The 16,592-nt window shown below is 73.9% G+C and carries 16 protein-coding genes; 6 read left to right on the top strand and 10 right to left on the bottom strand.

Going from position 1 to position 16,592, the window contains the following annotated elements; translation table 11 throughout:
• Nucleotides 1-65: 65 nt before the first annotated feature.
• The gene (locus PHY01_RS22295) at nucleotides 66-1,220 is read right to left on the bottom strand and encodes an acyl-CoA dehydrogenase family protein (protein ID WP_141281531.1); all 1,155 of its coding nucleotides are present in this window, start codon (nucleotides 1,218-1,220) and stop codon (nucleotides 66-68) included.
• A gap of 59 nt (nucleotides 1,221-1,279) precedes the next feature.
• Here PHY01_RS22295 and PHY01_RS22290 point away from each other — a divergent pair, with 59 nt between their 5' ends.
• Nucleotides 1,280-1,954 carry a TetR family transcriptional regulator gene (locus tag PHY01_RS22290; RefSeq protein ID WP_141281529.1) on the top strand — a complete coding sequence of 225 codons (675 nt, stop codon included), beginning with the start codon at nucleotides 1,280-1,282 and terminating at the stop codon, nucleotides 1,952-1,954.
• A 254-nt stretch (nucleotides 1,955-2,208) separates the two neighbouring features.
• Here PHY01_RS22290 and PHY01_RS22285 read toward each other — a convergent pair whose 3' ends face one another.
• The 7 genes from PHY01_RS22285 to PHY01_RS22255 form a co-directional block, all read right to left on the bottom strand.
• Entirely contained in the window at nucleotides 2,209-2,541 is a 333-nt protein-coding gene (locus PHY01_RS22285) for a hypothetical protein (protein ID WP_141281527.1), read from the bottom strand.
• A 24-nt stretch (nucleotides 2,542-2,565) separates the two neighbouring features.
• Nucleotides 2,566-4,089 carry a High-affinity nickel-transporter gene (locus tag PHY01_RS22280; protein ID WP_246086076.1) on the bottom strand — a complete coding sequence of 508 codons (1,524 nt, stop codon included), beginning with the start codon at nucleotides 4,087-4,089 and terminating at the stop codon, nucleotides 2,566-2,568.
• Nucleotides 4,086-5,402 carry a tetratricopeptide repeat protein gene (locus tag PHY01_RS22275; protein WP_141281525.1) on the bottom strand — a complete coding sequence of 439 codons (1,317 nt, stop codon included), beginning with the start codon at nucleotides 5,400-5,402 and terminating at the stop codon, nucleotides 4,086-4,088. Before PHY01_RS22275 ends, PHY01_RS22280 begins: the two co-directional genes overlap by 4 nt.
• Before the next feature lie 102 nt (nucleotides 5,403-5,504).
• A complete protein-coding gene (locus PHY01_RS22270) occupies nucleotides 5,505-7,169 on the bottom strand; it encodes a DUF4331 domain-containing protein (RefSeq protein ID WP_141281523.1) in 1,665 nt (554 codons plus the stop codon).
• Between the two features lie 340 nt (nucleotides 7,170-7,509).
• A complete protein-coding gene (locus PHY01_RS22265) occupies nucleotides 7,510-8,418 on the bottom strand; it encodes a helix-turn-helix domain-containing protein (protein ID WP_170183929.1) in 909 nt (302 codons plus the stop codon).
• 182 nt (nucleotides 8,419-8,600) lie between these two features.
• Nucleotides 8,601-9,104 (bottom strand): 5-(carboxyamino)imidazole ribonucleotide mutase, encoded by a 504-nt coding sequence (purE, locus tag PHY01_RS22260; RefSeq protein WP_174824150.1) that lies wholly within the window; start codon nucleotides 9,102-9,104, stop codon nucleotides 8,601-8,603.
• Nucleotides 9,097-10,293 (bottom strand): 5-(carboxyamino)imidazole ribonucleotide synthase, encoded by a 1,197-nt coding sequence (locus tag PHY01_RS22255; RefSeq protein WP_281283695.1) that lies wholly within the window; start codon nucleotides 10,291-10,293, stop codon nucleotides 9,097-9,099. The genes purE and PHY01_RS22255 overlap by 8 nt, the downstream gene beginning before the upstream one ends.
• A gap of 46 nt (nucleotides 10,294-10,339) precedes the next feature.
• On the opposite strand from PHY01_RS22255, the gene PHY01_RS22250 reads away from it, so the two are divergent.
• A complete protein-coding gene (locus tag PHY01_RS22250; RefSeq protein ID WP_141281519.1) occupies nucleotides 10,340-10,849 on the top strand; it encodes a GtrA family protein in 510 nt (169 codons plus the stop codon).
• Here the strand turns inward: PHY01_RS22250 and PHY01_RS22245 are convergent.
• A complete protein-coding gene (locus tag PHY01_RS22245) occupies nucleotides 10,846-12,114 on the bottom strand; it encodes an ATP-binding protein (RefSeq protein ID WP_141281518.1) in 1,269 nt (422 codons plus the stop codon). The genes PHY01_RS22250 and PHY01_RS22245 overlap by 4 nt on opposite strands.
• A 3-nt stretch (nucleotides 12,115-12,117) precedes the next feature.
• Nucleotides 12,118-12,774 carry a response regulator transcription factor gene (locus PHY01_RS22240; protein ID WP_141281516.1) on the bottom strand — a complete coding sequence of 219 codons (657 nt, stop codon included), beginning with the start codon at nucleotides 12,772-12,774 and terminating at the stop codon, nucleotides 12,118-12,120.
• Between the two features lie 66 nt (nucleotides 12,775-12,840).
• On the opposite strand from PHY01_RS22240, the gene PHY01_RS22235 reads away from it, so the two are divergent.
• The 4 genes from PHY01_RS22235 to PHY01_RS22220 form a co-directional block, all read left to right on the top strand.
• A complete protein-coding gene (locus PHY01_RS22235; protein ID WP_141281605.1) occupies nucleotides 12,841-13,569 on the top strand; it encodes an inositol monophosphatase family protein in 729 nt (242 codons plus the stop codon).
• A gap of 514 nt (nucleotides 13,570-14,083) precedes the next feature.
• Nucleotides 14,084-15,700, top strand: coding sequence for a peptide chain release factor 3 (locus tag PHY01_RS22230; RefSeq protein WP_141281514.1), 1,617 nt, complete (start codon nucleotides 14,084-14,086; stop codon nucleotides 15,698-15,700).
• A gap of 30 nt (nucleotides 15,701-15,730) precedes the next feature.
• Nucleotides 15,731-16,153 carry a GlcG/HbpS family heme-binding protein gene (locus PHY01_RS22225; RefSeq protein ID WP_141281512.1) on the top strand — a complete coding sequence of 141 codons (423 nt, stop codon included), beginning with the start codon at nucleotides 15,731-15,733 and terminating at the stop codon, nucleotides 16,151-16,153.
• Nucleotides 16,150-16,592: MaoC family dehydratase (locus tag PHY01_RS22220; protein ID WP_141281510.1), on the top strand; the 443-nt coding region annotated here is incomplete at its 3' end. The genes PHY01_RS22225 and PHY01_RS22220, both read left to right, overlap by 4 nt.

Genomic DNA, 16,592 nt, shown 5'->3' with positions numbered 1-16,592 from the left:
GAAGATCACCGGAAGTGGTCGTGGGGTGTCACCCGCGACACCCGGCGACCACTTCTGGCGATCAGTCAGCGCAGCAGTGCGCGGGCCATCACCAGGCGCTGGACCTGGTTGGTGCCCTCGTAGATCTGGGTGATCTTCGCGTCGCGCATCATCCGCTCCACCGGGAAGTCCCGGGTGTAGCCCGCGCCGCCGAGCAGCTGCACCGCGTCGGTCGTCACGCTCATGGCGACGTCGGAGGCCAGGCACTTGGCGGCGCTGGAGATGAAGCCCAGCCCGGGCTCGCCGCGCTCGGCGCGCGAGGTGGCGACGTAGACCAGCTGGCGGGCCGACTCCACCTTCATGGCCATGTCGGCGATCATGAACTGCAGGCCCTGGAACTCGGCGAGGTGCTTGCCGAACTGCTTGCGCTCCTTGACGTAGGAGATCGCGACGTCCAGCGCGCCCTGGGCGATGCCGACGGCCTGGGCCCCGATCGTGGGCCGGGTGTGGTCGAGGGTCTGCAGCGCGGTCTTGAACCCGGTGCCCTCGGCGCCGATGATCCGGTCGCCGGGGATCCTGCAGTTCTGGAAGTAGATCTCGCGGGTGGGCGAGCCGTTGATGCCGAGCTTGCGCTCCTTGGGGCCGACCTCGAAGCCCGGGTCGTCCTTGTGCACGACGAACGCCGAGATGCCGTTGGCCTTCTTCTCCGGGTCGGTGACGGCCATGACCGTGTACCAGGTGGAGACCCCGGCGTTGGTGATCCAGCACTTGGTGCCGTTGAGCACCCAGTCGTCGCCGTCGCGCACCGCGCGGGTCTTCATCGCGGCGGCGTCGGAGCCGGCCTCGCGCTCCGAGAGGGCGTAGCTGATCATCGCCTCGCCGGAGGCGATCGACGGGAAGACCTGCTGCTTGAGCTCGTCGGAGGCCGAGAGCAGGATCGGGGTGAGCCCGAGCCCGTTGACGCCGGGGATCAGCGAGGACGACGCGCAGACCCGGGCGACCTCCTCGATCACGATGCAGCCGGCGAGCTCGTCGGCGCCCTCGCCGCCGAACTGCTCGGGGATCGTGATGGCGTGGAAGCCCGCCTTGGTCAGGGCCTCCTGGGCCTCGACCGGGTAGCGGCCCTGCTCGTCGACCTCCGCCGCGTACGGCGCGATCTCCTTCTCGGCCAGCGTGCGCACGGCGTCGCGGAGGGCCTCGTGCTCGTCGCTGAGCCGGTAGCTGTCGAAGTCGGAGTTCATGTCGCGGATCGTAACGGCACTGCGTGCCGTTCGGCAAGCTCGCTGTTACCCTGCGTGCCATGACAGGCGCCACGCGGAGAGGCCGGTCCGTCGAGGGCCGGGCCGAGGTGCGGCGCGATCTGGTGGCCGCCGCGGTGGCGCTGTTCCGCGACCGCGGCTACGACGAGACGACCGTCGACGACATCACGGCGGCCGCGGGCGTCGGGCGGCGCACGTTCTTCCGCTACTTCCGCAGCAAGGAGGACGCGATCTCGCCCGACCACGAGACCGCGCTCGCCCGCATCGCGGAGGTCTTCGAGACCGCGCACCCCGACGAGCCGGTGCCGAGCCTGGTGCTGCGCGCGGGCGAGACCGTGTTCGACCTCTACACCGACGACCCCGCGCTCTCCGTCGACCGCTTCCGGCTCACCCACGACGTGGCGGTCCTGCGCGACCGCGAGTCGGCCAGCGTCGACCACTACCGCCGCCTGTTCACCCGCTACCTGCGCACCCGCTTCGCCGGGGAGGCCGACGGCGACCTGCGCGCCGCCGTCATCGGGGCGGCGGTCGTCGCGGCGCACAACCTGGCCCTGCGCGCCTGGCTCGCCGACGGCGCCCCGGCCGACCGGCTCGACGCCTACCGCGGCCGCTTCCGCCGCGTCGCCGACCTGCTCCCCGCCGACGAGGGGCTGCTCGGCGTCGCCGAGCGCCTGGAGATCGCGGTCGGCCGGCTCGAGCGCGGCGCGGCCCCGTAGGGCCCGGACCCCGGACATGGGTGATCCCCGGGCCGCATCATCGGATGCGCAAGCCGAGCTGGACGGGCTCGGGCCCGGGGACCACTGGTGACTGCCTGGGACTCGCCGGCACCTACCGGCATTCCACGCGGTCGGATCTTCGTCCTCAGGTGCTAGCGGACAGCCACCTCACGAGTCCGGTTGCTACTCAACGCTGGACCACCTCCTCTCACGTGTGACCCCACCCTACGACCGCACCGCGGGGGCGCGCCACGTCAATTCCCGGCGAGTGGAGTGGGCACGTTCTCCGCGGGGCCGCCGAGGTCGAGGTACACCTGCGCCCAGGCCCGGTCGGCGTCGCCCGCGGGAGCGCCGTCGCAGAACGGCAGGGCCCCGAACTGCGTGTAGTACCTCATCAGCGCGAGCACCCGGCCGGTCTCGCGTGTCTCCGCCTCGGTGTAGAACGCGCCCGGCTCCCCGGTCTGGTGCACGAGGCAGCTCACGTTCGCGCCCGCCTCGTCGTCGAACACCGGGCCGAGCTCCGGCCCCGACGAGCAGCCTGCGAGCACGGCCACGGCCAGGCCGAGGGGGATGACGAGACGGCGCACCGGTTTCTCCTGGGGTTGCGGGGATCAGACGCCGGAGAGGCTGCGCAGCGCCAGCCCGATCCCGACGACGAGGACGAGGACCGCGGTGGCGACCGGCAGCACGCCGACGAACCGGCCTGCGCGGTCCCGCCAGGCGCGGGTGCGTTCCATCCGGGCGATGCGGTCGCGCACCGACACCAGCAGCAGCCCGGCCGCGGTGAGCGTGCCGGCCATACCGAGGCCGTAGCAGATCACCAGCGCGACACCGAACCACGTGCGCCCCAGGTTCACCGCGCCGAGCAGAACCAGCAGGGCGGTGGGGCTGGGCACCAGCCCACCGGCCATCCCCATGCCGACGAGGCTCGCGCGGCTCCACCGATCCTCCGCGTGACCGTGACCGTGACCGTGACCGTGGCCGTGACCGTGGCCGTGGCCGTGGCCGTGGCCCGTGCGCGCTCCGCCCACCCCCACGCCGACCAGCACCCCGACGCGCTGGGCGGCCGGCACCGCGGCGAGCTCGCGACGCCGCGCCACCGCGGTGCGGAGGAGGACGGCGCCCACGGCCGCCACGAGCAACCCGCTGACGACGCCGAGCCACATCATCGCCCGCAGCGGCGCGAACGCGGCGACGGCCACCAGCAGCAGCCCGAACACCAGCACGCCTGCGGTGTGGGTGACCGTCACCGCCGCGCCCACGACGACCGCGTCGCGCCGCGTGCCCTGCTTGCCGGCGAGGTACGCCGCCATGATCGTCTTGCCGTGCCCGGGCAGCATCGCGTGCGACGCTCCGAGCAGCAGCGACAGCAGGACGGCGAGCGTGCCGACGACGGGGGTCAGCGCGGGCCGGGCGGCGAGCCCGGACAGGACGTCCTCGGCCTGACCGAGCACGCGGTCGAGCCAGCCGACCCCGGTCGGCGGGAGCGCGGCCAGCGGCCCGGCGGACCCCCGGCCCGGCGCCACCTCGATCCGGGCCGAGCGCTGGTCGAGCGGGCTCGCCAGCAGGTCCTCCGGGTACGCCCGCAGCTCCTGCGACGTGCTCGCCCCCGGCACGTCGGACGCCGCGATCCGCACACCGTCACCGGTGGCGGTGATCTCGCGCCAGCCGATCCGGTCGACGCGGAACCCGTCGGTGTAGACGACGACGGCGGGCGCGGACAGGTCGGCGGGGCCGGTGAACCGGCAGGTCACCCGCGTGGTCGCCAGCCCCTGCTCGCCGACGGGGAACTCCGCGGATGACGCCGCGACGGTCAGCGGGATCGTGGCCCCGTCGACCGCGATCGAGGTGAGCACCACGCGGGCCGCGCACTCGGACGCGGCGTGCGCGGCGGCCTCGGCGGGCGACACCGTGCCGTCGGCGTCGGTGTCGACCGTCGCGCGCTGCTGCACGGTGGGCAGCTCCGCGGTGTCCAGCACGGCGAGCACGTCGACGCCGTCGGCCCGCAGCGTCAGCCCGGCGTAGTGGTTGACGGTGAAGTTCCCCAGCGGATGGGCCTGCGCCACCGCGACCGGCACGACGAGCAGTGCCACGACGGTGCCGATCAGTACCGCGGCGCGGCGCAGCGCCCTCACGCGCCCGACTCCAGCCGGGCGAGGGTCGAGGCGGCGACGGGGGCGTGCAGCGGATGGAAGTTCGGGTTGGTCGCCAGCGCCTCGCCCAGTGCGGCGACCGCGTCCTCGCGACGGTCGAGCCCGGCCAGGATCATGCCGCGGTGATAGGCGTGGGTCGCGTTGCGCCAGCCGGTCGCCGATGCCAGTTCGGCGTAGGGCAGGGCCTCGGCGTCGCGGCCGTTGACATGCAGCGCCCAGGCCAGGGCGTCGGCGCTGAACATGCTCTGCCTGCGGTCCCACTCCCCCTGCGCGAGGCGCAGCGCCTCGGCCGGGTCACCGTGGTCGGCCGCGACGAGCGCCGCGACCTGGTCGTCGGTGGAGCCCTCCGCGGCGTAGAGCCGCTGCGCCGCGGCGAGCACCTCGTACTGGGCGCGGGCCTCGTCGACGCGCCCGGCCGATTCCAGCAGCTCGCCGTACTCCAGCAGGTACTGCGGCAGCGGCACGCGGTTGGTGAGGTCGGCGTAGGTCGCCAGCGCGTCGTCGACCCGGCCCCGGGCCCACGAGACCTTGGCCTGTCCCTGGGTGAGCGCGACGTCGCCCGGGGCTGCGGCCAGGCCGGCCGCGTAGTGCTCCGCCGCCCCGTCGACGTCACCGCTGTTCCAGGCCAGCTCGCCGAGGTAGTAGCGGCAGAAGGCGACGTCCGCGGGGCTGAGCGCGGAGGACAGGGCTCGCTGCATGGCCTGCCGGGCCTCGTCCACCCTGCCGTGCAGCTCCAGGTCGTAGGACGCCCGGGTGAACGCGGCCAGGCCGGGGTCCACGCCGAGCATGGACTCGACGGCGGCGGAGGCGGCCGCGGTGTCACCGAGCTGGGTGTAGGCGTCGGCCAGCACGCCGTAGACCGCGCCGGTGTAGGGACGCAGCTCACGGGCCTGCTCGCCCAGGTCGCGGGCGGCGGCGAAGTCGTGGCGGGCGTTGGCCAGCTGGCCCAGTCCGATCAGCGCCTCGCCGTTGCCGTCCGGTTCGACGGCCAGCGACCGCTCGAGCGCGCCCTGGGCCTGGCCGTAGTAGATCGGATCCCCGGAGACACGGGCCTTCTCGACGTAGGAGGCGCCCAGCTGCGCCCACAGCGGCGCGTTCTCGGGGGTACGTCGTAGCGCGACCTGTGCGCGCTGGATCGTCTGGTCCAGGGCGGACGGCTGGGACACCGGCGCCGAGGCGACCGGGGAGGTGCGGGTGTCGCGACCGGTCAGCAGCCCTGCCACCGTGCCGACCAGCAACAGGACCCCGAGCACGACGAGCAGGGCGGGGACCCTCGAACGGGGCTCACCGGTCATGGGGACGACCTTCTCGTTCGGGACCCCGCAGGGTCCGGCTCGGAACGGAGCCGGACCCTCCGGGGATCTCGGGTGGATCAACGACCGAGCGGTGTCAGCCGATCACTTCTGACGCAGGTGCCGGGTGGCCCCGGCGCCGATCAGCACCATGCCCGCAGCGCCCGTCATGACGCCGGGGAGCAGGTCACCGAGGAAGTCGAACATGCCACCGCCGCCGGAGCCGCTGGGAGCGGCGCCGCCGGTCGCGGGCGCGCCGTCGCGCCCCTGGGCGACGGTGCCGTCGCCCTGGCTGTTCGCCTCGTCGTTGACGTTGAGGTTGCTGGCCGCCACGACGTAGGGGAACCGGTCGTTGAACTCGGCGTCGTTCGTGTCGACCTCGTCGCCACCGGCCAGCGGGCCGGAGACCACGGCGGGGTCGAGGGCAGCGCCCTGCAGGGCGAGCAGGCCGATGTCGACGACGTCGTCGGCGAGCCTGCGCCCGTTCGGGAAGCCCTGGATGTCGTCGCCGAACACGCCGAGGCGGCTGGCCCGGGTCGGCTCACCGGCCAGGGTGGTCGGCTCCTTGATCGCGGTGTTGAGCCGCAGCATCTCCGAGGGCACGAACGTCTTCGGGTCGGCGTCGGCGTTGAGGATCTGGCTGTTCAGGTCGGCCGCGATCGGGGCGGCGGAACCGTCGAGCGTGGGTGCGTCGATCGCGATGCCGGTCAGGAAGATCTCGACCAGGTCGTTGCGCGGGGTGGCCGGGGCCGGGATGCCGTAGATCGCCTCGACGAGCTTCGGGACCTCGGGGTCGGTGACCCGCTCGACGACCGCCGGGATCGTGGCGTCGACGTCCGGGCCGATCGCGTTGAACGCGTCCTTCAGGCCGACCTGGATGACGACCTCGTTGACCAGCGGGTTGCCCAGGCGCGAGACCTGCACGTAGTCGCCGGAGGACTCCTCGACACCGCCACCGAAGGTGACGTTGGCGGCCCGGTCGGTGGTGCTCCACACGCCGATGACCGGGTTGTCCGTGCCGTTGCCGTTGAGCGCGACCTCGTCGATCGGCACCTCCAGCACGGTGGTGTTGACGTTGTAGCCGGCGAGGGTGTCCTGGCCGACCTCGGACAGGTCGCCGCCGTAGAGCAGGTCGAACACGCGCAGGTCGAGGAAGAACGGGTCCTCGATCTGGCCGACGAAGGTCTTGCCGTCCTTGCCCACGGGCTCGGTGGCGTCCTCGATCAGCGCGTCGTAGTCCGGGACCGACGCGGGCCCGGTGTTCGACGGTGCGGCCTGGCCCTCGGCGACCACGGTCTCCTTGCCGTAGGCGTCGATCTTCGTCAGCGTGTAGTACTGCTTGAACAGCAGGTTCTCGTCGTCGAGGCTCTCCACCGGGCCGTTGGCGTAGAGGAACGTGTTCTGCTGCGCCTCGTCGTCGGTGGTGAACTCGTAGCGGTAGGTGGTGTCGGCCACCGCGTCGCCGTCGGAGTCGATCTTGATGTTGTAGTAGGCGTCGTCGGCCCACGGGTAGAACGTCGGGCCACCGTTCGGCTCCTGGAGGCCGAACCAGTTGGCCACGAACGTCACCTTGTCCGGGCTCTCCGGGGAGACGAACGCGTACACGTCGGTGTTGTCGTAGGCGGGGGCGTCCGCGATGAGCGGGGCCTCACGGTGGGAGGATGCGCTCGCGGCGCCGGCGGGCACCAGCGCGAGGGCGGTGGCGGCGACCGCGGTGCCGGCGACGATCATTGCCGTGCCCGCCCGACGCCTGCGTGGGGTTTGGGACATCTTCCATCCTTTCCCGAGCACCGGCTGGGAATCCGGCCCGGGCGACGGTGCCTGCGCACCTGACTCCTCATGGACGACCCGGAACGGGTCGACAACCGGGCAACGACCCCTGCGATTCGGAGGGTGCGACCCGATACGGCTATTCGCCGGCGAAATCGTGAAGTAAAAACCTTCGATTCTGTTGCAACTCATTTGCGTCAAGCTGTCGACGGGGTGTGCGGGGTCGGCGGCCCGCGCGGAGCCCGACCTCCCGCGGCGGGCGACTCGCCGCCCCCGGCCGGCCGGGGTGCACCGATCGAGGAGGGCCCGTGCGCCCGCCACCGAGCCGGCTCCGCCGGGGTCAGGGTTCACGGGCCGGGTCGACCGGTCCGCCCTCGACGACGATCGGATCCGGTGCGACCCACCGCAGCGGACGGCCCGGCGTGTGCTCGACGACCGCGCGACGCAGCGCCGCCACCGAGGCCGCCCCGTGCTCCGTGGAGCCCGCGAGGACCACCGCGACCCGCACGAACCGGGCCCAGGCCAGGCCCGCCGGCGCGACGTGGATCCGCCCGCCGCGCCGTTCGACCCGCGCCAGCTCCGGCGTCGCGCGGTCCACCAGCAGGCGGATCCGCTCACCCGGGACGGCGTCGAGCCGATGCAGCAGGTGGGCGAGACCCGCCGCGTTGACGGCACCGCCGTGGTCGAGGTCGTCCAACCGCGCACCCAGCCGCGGACGGTCCCGCAGCGGCAGGCTCCCCGGCCGGTCCGTGGCGATCACCGCCAGCACGCGGTCGGCGGCGTCGATGTGGATCCCGGCCACGCCCGCGAGCGGCCGGTCGAGCGGCGGGTCGGTGGCCAGCCTGACCAGCCCGCCGTCGAGCGGGCTGATGCCCCAGCTCCGCCACACCTTCGCCACCGCCACGTTGCTCACCCCGAGCTCCGCACCCAGCAGCCGGCTCGACCACCGCGGTGCGCGCAGCCGCGGCGGCGGCACCCGCAGCGTCCGCTCGACGACCGCGGCGGGATCGACGGACACCGGACGGCCGGGTCGCGGAGCATCCTGCAGCCCGGCGAGACCCTCGGCCCGGTAGCGCTCACGCCAGGTCAGGACGGTCTGCGGGGAGCAGCCGAGTTCGGCGGCCAGCGCCGTGGAACCCCGACCATCGGCCGAACCGAGGACGATGCGGGCCCGCCGGGCCACGGCCGCACCGACCGTTCCGGCCGCGGCCCATTCCTGCAGCACCCCGATGTCGTCGGGATCCACCACGAACGGTGGGATATCGCGCATTGCACGGGACTCCGAAGCCGGACGCCGTTCCCAGAATAGCAAGGAACTTAATTCACGCCGGGAGATCCGGGGATTCCGGAAATCATTCTCCTGCGTCTGTCGTCACGGTTGTTCGGGCCGGATCACGATTCGGTCGTCACCCGAACGGGTGACACTGGGTTTCAGGTGCGCCGGACCAGCGCCCGCAGGGCGGCGTCCTTGGCCAGGACGGAGTCGTGCAGGTCGACCTGGAAGGTCTCCATCCGGGCCCGCAGCGCGGGATCGGCGGCCGCGAGGATCCGCACGGCGAGCAGGCCGGCGTTGCGCGCCCCGCCCACCGACACCGTGGCCACCGGCACGCCCGCCGGCATCTGCACGATCGACAGCAGCGAGTCCAGGCCGTCGAGCCGGGCCAGCGGGACCGGGACGCCGATCACCGGCAGCGGCGTCGCCGAGGCGACCATCCCGGGCAGGTGCGCCGCCCCGCCCGCCCCCGCGACGATCACGCGCAGGCCGCGGCCCGCGGCGTCACGGGCGTAGTCGAGCATGCGCTGGGGCGTGCGGTGCGCGGAGTACACCCCCACCTCGAAGGGGACGTCGAACTCGGCGAGCGCGTCGGCGGCGGCCTCCATCACGGGCCAGTCCGAGTCGCTGCCCATGATCACGCCGACGATCGGGTCAGGCACGTGCCGCCTCCTGCGGGGTGTGGATCGACCAGCCGTCGGACCATTCCGCGGTGGAGAGCCAGTGCGCCGCCAGCGCCGCGCGGTGCCGGACGCCGGCCATGTCGTCGCCGAGCACCGTCACGTGACCGATCTTGCGCGCGGGGCGTTCGGTCTTGCCGTAGAGGTGCACCTTCACGTCGGGGAACCGCGCGAACAGGTGGTGCACCCGCTCGTCCATGGCCATCGCGACGGGGGCGGCCGCGCCCAGCACGTTGGCCATCACCACCGCGGCGGCGGTGGGGGCGGTGGCGCCGAGCGGGTAGTCCAGGACGGCGCGCAGGTGCTGCTCGAACTGCGAGGTCCGCGCGCCCTCGATCGTCCAGTGCCCGGAGTTGTGCGGCCGCATCGCCAGCTCGTTGACCAGCAGCACGCCGTCCGTCCGCTCGAACAGCTCGACGGCCAGCAGCCCGGTGACGCCGAGCGCGTCGGCCAGGCGCAGGGCCAGGCGCTGCGCCCCGGCGGCCACCTCCTCGTCGAGCCCGGGGGCGGGGGCGAGCACCTGCACGCACTGCCCGGCCTCCTGCACGGTCTCGACCACCGGCCACGCCGAGGCCTGACCGTAGGGCGAGCGGGCGACGAGCGCGGCCAGCTCGCGGCGCAGCGGCACCGCCTGCTCGACCATCAGCGGCGTGCCGGCGGCGAGCAGCTCGTCGACGAGCGCGTCGTCGGGCTCGCGCAGCATCCACACACCGCGCCCGTCGTACCCACCGCGGACGGCCTTGAGCACGACCGGCAGGCCGTGCTCCGCCGCGAACGCCGTCACGTCGGCGGCGCGCTCCACCGGGGCGAACGGGGGGACCGCGGCGCCCAGCCCGCTCAGTCTGCGGCGCATCACCAGCTTGTCCTGGGCGAACAGCAGGGCGTCCGGGCCGGGGTGGACGGTGACGCCGTCGGCGACCAGCGCGCGCAGGACCTCCTGCGGCACCTGCTCGTGGTCGAAGGTGACCGCGGCGCAGCCCGCGGCGAACGCCCGGACGGCGGCGAGATCGTCGGCGGCGCCGGGGCGGACGTCGGCGCACACCTGCGCGGCGGGCTCGCCGCTGCCCGCCGCGAGCACCCGCAACGACTGGCCGAGCGCGATGGCGGCCTGGTGGGTCATCCGGGCGAGCTGGCCGGCACCGACCATGCCGACGACGGGGAGAGGGTTCACGGTGCCGGGAGCCTACCCAGCGTGGGGCTCTGGCACGATTCACCGGGTGTCCGTCGTCGAGTCGGTGCTGGCCCAGATCCCCCAGCCCTACCGTTCCGTCGCGATCCGGCACCGCGAGCTGATCAAGTTCGCGATGGTCGGCGGTACCACCTGGGTCATCGACACGGCGGTGTTCCTGCTCCTGAAGAACACCGTGCTGGTCGAGAAGCCGCTCACCGCGAAGGTGATCGCGGTGCTGGTGGCCACCATCGCGTCCTACGTGCTCAACCGGGAGTGGTCCTTCCGCACCCGCGGCGGGCGCGAGACCCACCACGAGGCGGCGCTGTTCTTCCTGGTCAGCGGCATCGGCGTGGCCGTCTACACCGCTCCGCTGGCCGTCTCGCGCTACCTGCTGCACCTGTCGGTGCCCGACGTCAGCCTGTTCACCCAGGAGGTCGCCGACTTCGTCAGCGGCCAGATCGTGGGCGTGCTGCTCGGGATGGCGTTCCGCTGGTGGGCCTTCCGCCGCTTCGTCTTCCCCGACGAGCAGGTGCGGCGCCGGCCCGACCAGGGCTAACGCGGGCTGCTCGCCCGCCGCGCCGCCGGTGCGACGACGTCGTCCGCGCGGGCGGCCGGCAGGAAGATCGTGAACGTCGGGGGCCGGGCGCGGGAGAGCTCCAGGCGCCCGCCGTCGGCCTCCACCAGCGCGCGGGCCAGCGCCAGCCCGATCCCGGTCGAGGACCCGACCGACACGCCGCGCTCGAACACGTGCGCGACCAGCTCCTCCGGCACGCCGTCCCCGGCGTCGGTGACCTCGACGACCACGCTCTTCTCCGTGGCCCGCACGGCCAGCACGACGGTGCCGGCGCCGTGGCGCAGCGCGTTGTCCAGCAGCGCGCCCACCGCCTCGCGGATGCGCGCGGGCGTGACCCGCGCCCGCATGCCGTCGGGCACCCGCACCTTGAGCCCGCGCCCGGCTGCCCGCAGCGCCGGGCGCCACTCCTGGGCGACGGCCTCCAACCCGGCCCGCAGGTCCAGCGGCTCGGCGCCCGCGGCACGGGCGGCGCGGGCGGCCTCCAGCAGCTCGTCGAGGACGGCGGCCAGCTTCTCGGCCTGGTCGAGCGCGGCCAGGGCCTCGGAGCGGGCGCTGGGATCGGGGTGGGTGGCCAGCTCGTCCAGGCGCAGCTGGAGCGCGGTGAGCCGGCTGCGCAGCTGGTGGGAGACGTCGCCGACGAGCTGACGCTCGCGCTGCACCAGCTCGGCGAGCGCGACGGCGGAGGTGTCGAGGACCTCGGAGACGGCGTCGAGCTCGGGGATGCCGTGCCGGGCGGGCGCGGAGCGGAAGTCGCCCGCGCCCAGCCGGGCGGCGCGGTCGGCGACGTCGCGCAGCGGCTCGGCCAGGCGCCGGGCCGTCAGCGTGGCCACGACGGTGCCCGTGGCCACCGAGAGCACGACGAGCAACAGCACGACCAGCGTCACCTGCACCTGCTGGCTGAGCAGCACGGCCCGCGGCTCCTCCAGGGTGATCGTGCCGCCCGACCCGATCGGCAGCGTCTCCACGACCGGGTCCGCGCCCACGTCGTCGCCGATCACCAGCGGCGGGCGCCCGGCCTGCTCCAGGGTCAGCCGCCCGCCGGTGGGCACGGCCAGCTCCAGCCCGGCGATGTCGACGGCGGACCCGGGTCCCTCCAGCCGCGTCGCGACCTGCTCCAGGCGCGAGGTCAGCTCGGCCCGGTCGAAGTCGTCGACGAGCTGCCAGGTGGTGATCGCCAGCGGGCCGCCGAGCACCAGTGCGGTGAGCGCGACGACCAGCAGCGTCGACTGCAGGATGCGGCGGCGCACGGGTCAGTCGGTGTTGAAGCGGAATCCGACACCGCGGACGGTGGCGATCCGCCGCTCCCCGCCGATCTTGCGGCGCAGCCACGACATGTGCATGTCCAGCGTCTTGGACGTCTTCATCTCCGGGTCGTTCCACACCTCGCGCAGGATCTCCTCGCGGGTGACGACCTGCCCGGCGCGCAGCAGCAGCACCCGCAGCAGCTCGAACTCCTTGTTGGCCAGGTTGACCTCCGCCCCGTCGACGAGCACGCGGCGCCCCGACAGCTCCATCCGCACCCCGGCCACCTCGACGGCCTCCGGGGTGAGCCGGCGCAGCAGCGCCCGGACCCGGGCCAGCAGCTCGGCGAGCCGGAAGGGCTTGCCGACGTAGTCGTCGGCGCCCGCGTCGAGGCCGACGACGAAGTCGACCTCGTCGGTGCGCGCGGTGAGCATGAGGACCGGCAGGTCGGGCTGGTGCAGCCGGACCCGGCGGCAGACCTCCAGGCCGTCCATCCCGGGCAGCCCCAGGTCGAGCACCAGCAGGTCGACGTGGCCGGCGTGCACCCGGTCGAGCGCCGCGACGCCGTCGGTGGCCACCGTGACCGCGTAGCCCTCGCGGGTCAGGGCGCGGGAGAGCGGCTCGGCGATGGCGGCGTCGTCCTCGGCGAGCAGGACGGTGGTCATGACCGCCACAGTAGGCCCGGCAGACTGCCTCCCGTGAGCGACTCCGACCTCGACCTGGCCCTGCGCATGGCCGACACCGCCGACGCGATCACCCTCGCCCGGTTCCGCGCCGCCGATCTGCGCGTCGACCGCAAGCCCGACCGCACGCCCGTCACCGACGCCGACACCGCCGTCGAGGAGGCGTTGCGGGCGCTGGTCACGGCCGAGCGGCCCGGCGACGCCGTCCTCGGCGAGGAGGAGGGCGGCACCGTCGACGGGGCGGCACGCGGCTGGGTGCTCGACCCGATCGACGGCACCAAGAACTTCTCCCGCGGCGTCCCGGTGTGGGCGACGCTGATCGGGCTGACCGAGCACGGCACCGCGACGGTCGGCGTCGTCAGCGCCCCGGCGCTGGGCCGGCGCTGGTGGGCCGCGCCCGGCACCGGGGCGTGGACCCGCGACGCCGCCGGTACGCGGCGCATCGCGGTGTCGGGGGTGTCCGACCTCGCCGACGCCTACGTCTCCACCACCGACTCCCGCGGGCTCGGATTGCGGTGGGAGCGGCTCGGGGCGGCGGTGTGGGAGACCCGCGCCTTCGGCGACTTCTGGCAGCACTGCCTGGTCGCCGAGGGTGCCATCGACCTCGCCGTCGACGCCGGGGCGAGCCCGTGGGACCTCGCCGCCCTCGTCCCGCTGCTGCGGGAGGCGGGCGGACGGCTGACCTCGCTGTCCGGCGACGAGGGGTTCACCGGCGGCGACGGACTGTCCAGCAACGGGGCGCTCCACGAGGCGGCCCTGCACCACCTCACCCCCTGACCCCCGCGAGTCCCCCGTTCTCCGCGCGCGAGTCCCCCGTTCTCCGCGCGCGAGTCCCCCGGATTCCGTGGGCGAGTCCCCGCTCATCAGCTCGTGGGCGAGGACGTCGGCCCGTCGGCTGCTCGGCCGGCGACCCCAGGTCGTACGACTCGAGCCCGCGCCCTCCCGCCCCGTCCGCCGCGGGCGGCCGCCGACGCGGGCTCCGGCGAGGGCCGCCCGGTTCCACGCTCACGGCACGGCCGCCGCGACTCCGGGGTTGCAGTGGGGTGGCTCTACTCCGACCGGGTCGGAGTAGAGCCCCCCCACTGCAGTTCGTCGCCGGCGCCGGTGACCGGCGTCGGCCCCCTCCCGGGTTCCCCGTGCCGCGTGTCCGCCACCCGAGGGGTCGCCCGAACCTCAGCCACGGGGTCCGGGGGACTCGCGGGCGTGATTCGGGGGACTCGCGGGCGGGGAACGGGGGACTCGCGGGCGGGGAACGGGGGACTCGCGGGGCGGCCGTAGCCTGGTGGGCACCATGACCGAGTCACCCACCCGCCCCCGCGCCAGCGGCGAGATCGCCGCACAGGCCCTGCGTCGCCGGACCTTCGCCGTGATCTCCCACCCCGACGCCGGCAAGTCGACGCTCACCGAGGCGCTCGCCCTGCACGCCGAGGTGATCGACTCGGCGGGCGCGGTGCACGGCAAGGCCGGGCGCAAGGGCGTCACGTCGGACTGGATGGAGATGGAGCGCGCCCGCGGCATCTCGATCACCTCCGCGGTGCTGCAGTTCTCCTACCGCGACCACGTGATCAACCTGCTCGACACCCCCGGCCACGGCGACTTCTCCGAGGACACCTACCGGGTGCTCGCCGCCGTCGACGCCGCGGTGATGCTGCTCGACGCCTCGAAGGGCCTGGAGGCGCAGACCCTCAAGCTGTTCGACGTCTGCCGCAGCCGCAAGATCCCGGTGCTGACCTTCGTCAACAAGTGGGACGTCCCGGGCCGCGAGGCGCTCGAGCTGCTCGACGAGGTGGAGCAGACGATCGGGCTGCGGCCGATGCCCGTCACCTGGCCGGTGGGGATCGCGGGCGACCTGCGCGGGGTCGTCGAGTGCGCGACGGGCGAGCTGCGCCGCTACACGCGCACCGCGGGTGGGGCGACGAAGGGCGAGGTCGAGGTGCTCGACCCCGAGCGGGCCGCCGCCGAGGAGCCGCTCTACCTCGAGACCGTCGTCGACGAGCTGGAGCTGCTGCGCGAGATCGGCGCGCAGTTCGACGAGGACGACTACCTCGCCGGCACCGCCACCCCGGTGCTGTTCGGCGCGGCCCGGCTCGGCATCGGCGTCGGGCGGCTGCTCGACGCGCTCGTCGACCTGGCCCCGGCCCCCGCCCCGCGTCCGGACGCCGACGGGAAGCCGCGCGAGCTGGACCGCCCGCTGTCCGGCCTGGTGTTCAAGGTGCAGGCCGGCATGGACCGCAGCCACCGTGACCGCACCGCCTTCCTGCGGATCAACTCCGGCCGCTTCGAGCGCGGCATGGTGCTCACCCACGCCGGGTCCGGGAAACCGTTCGCCACGAAGTACGCGCAGGCGGTGTTCGGCCAGCAGCGCACCACGCTGGAGGAGGCGTTCCCCGGCGACATCGTGGGCCTGGTGAACGCCGGTGCGCTGCGGCCGGGCGACACGCTCTACGCCGACGAGCCGGTCGAGTTCCCGGCGATCCCCAGCTTCGCCCCCGAGCACTTCGCGGTGGTCCGGGCCAAGGACGCGGGCCGCTACAAGCAGTTCCGCCGCGGGATCTCCCAGCTCGACTCCGAGGGCGTCATCCAGGTCCTGCGCTCCGACCGCCGTGGCGACCAGGCCCCGGTGCTGGCCGCCGTCGGGCCGCTGCAGTTCGAGGTGGTCACCGCGCGGCTGACCGACGAGTTCGGCGCGCCGGTGACGCTGGAGCAGCTGAACTACACCGTCGCCCGGCTCACCGACGAGGCCGGCGCCGAGGTGCTGAACCGGGAGAGCGAGACCGAGGTGCTGCACCGGTCGGTCGACGGCGCACTGCTCGCGGTGTTCGTCAACAAGTGGCGGATGGAGACGATCCGGCGCAAGCACGAGGGCGTGATGATGGAGCCGCTGCTGGCCGGGGCCGTCGACCGATAACGTGATCGACACCCGACCCCAGGAGGCACCGTGGCCGACACCGTCGACAACCCGACCATCACCACCGACGCCGCGCACCGCGTGATCGCGGCCGCGGAGGCGAAGGCCGCCGAGATCGGCGTCCCGATGTGCATCGCGATCGCCGACACCGGCGGCAACCTCAAGGCGTTCTCCCGGATGGACGGCGCGGCGCTGCTGTCCACGCAGGTCGCGCAGGACAAGGCCTACACCGCCGTCGGGTTCGGGATGCCGACGCACGGATGGCACGACTTCATCAAGGACGACGCCCCGCTCGCGGCCGGCGCGACCACCGGCATCGCCCGGCTGGTGATCTTCGGTGGCGGCTACCCGATCCAGGTCGCCGGGGCCGTGGTCGGCGCGATCGGCGTCAGCGGCGGGCACTACTCGCAGGACCAGGAGGTGGCCGAGGCGGGACTGGCCGCCCTGGCATGACCGAGCTCGCCTTCGAGGACCTCACCCCGGGCCGGGTGTTCGAGCTGGGCTCCACGGTGGTCGACGGCGACGAGATGGTCGCCTTCGCCCGCCGCTTCGACCCCCAGCCCTTCCACGTCGACCCCGAGGCCGCCGCGGCGTCCTGGTTCGGCGCGGTGGCGGCGTCGGGCTGGTTCACCGCGGGCCTGTGGATGCGCCTCTACGTCGACTCGGTGCTCGCACGGGCCACCTCGCTGGGTTCGCCCGGCGGGGAGGACATCGCCTGGCCCGCGCCGGTGTTCGCCGGTGACCAGCTGCGCGCCACGATGGAGATCCTCGACGCCCGGCTCTCGCGCAGCCGCCCCGGGCTCGGGCTGGTGCGGCTGCGCGCCCAGCTGCACCGCGACGACACCGAGGTCTTCCGCAGCACGTTCACCGGGATGTTCGGGACCCGCGGCGA

This window comes from Pseudonocardia hydrocarbonoxydans, from assembly GCF_006539565.1.
Lineage (GTDB): Bacteria > Actinomycetota > Actinomycetes > Mycobacteriales > Pseudonocardiaceae > Pseudonocardia > Pseudonocardia hydrocarbonoxydans.
This window is presented reverse-complemented; position numbering and strand designations above follow the sequence as displayed.

Coding starts and splice junctions, on each gene's coding strand:
- PHY01_RS22275 (WP_141281525.1), bottom strand. CDS start 5,402: ATGACCGGTGAGCCCCGTTCGAGGGTCCCCGCCCTGCTCGTCGTGCTC.
- PHY01_RS22240 (WP_141281516.1), bottom strand. CDS start 12,774: ATGACCACCGTCCTGCTCGCCGAGGACGACGCCGCCATCGCCGAGCCG.
- PHY01_RS22290 (WP_141281529.1), top strand. CDS start 1,280: ATGACAGGCGCCACGCGGAGAGGCCGGTCCGTCGAGGGCCGGGCCGAG.
- PHY01_RS22235 (WP_141281605.1), top strand. CDS start 12,841: ATGGCCGACACCGCCGACGCGATCACCCTCGCCCGGTTCCGCGCCGCC.
- PHY01_RS22230 (WP_141281514.1), top strand. CDS start 14,084: ATGACCGAGTCACCCACCCGCCCCCGCGCCAGCGGCGAGATCGCCGCA.
- PHY01_RS22295 (WP_141281531.1), bottom strand. CDS start 1,220: ATGAACTCCGACTTCGACAGCTACCGGCTCAGCGACGAGCACGAGGCC.
- PHY01_RS22270 (WP_141281523.1), bottom strand. CDS start 7,169: ATGTCCCAAACCCCACGCAGGCGTCGGGCGGGCACGGCAATGATCGTC.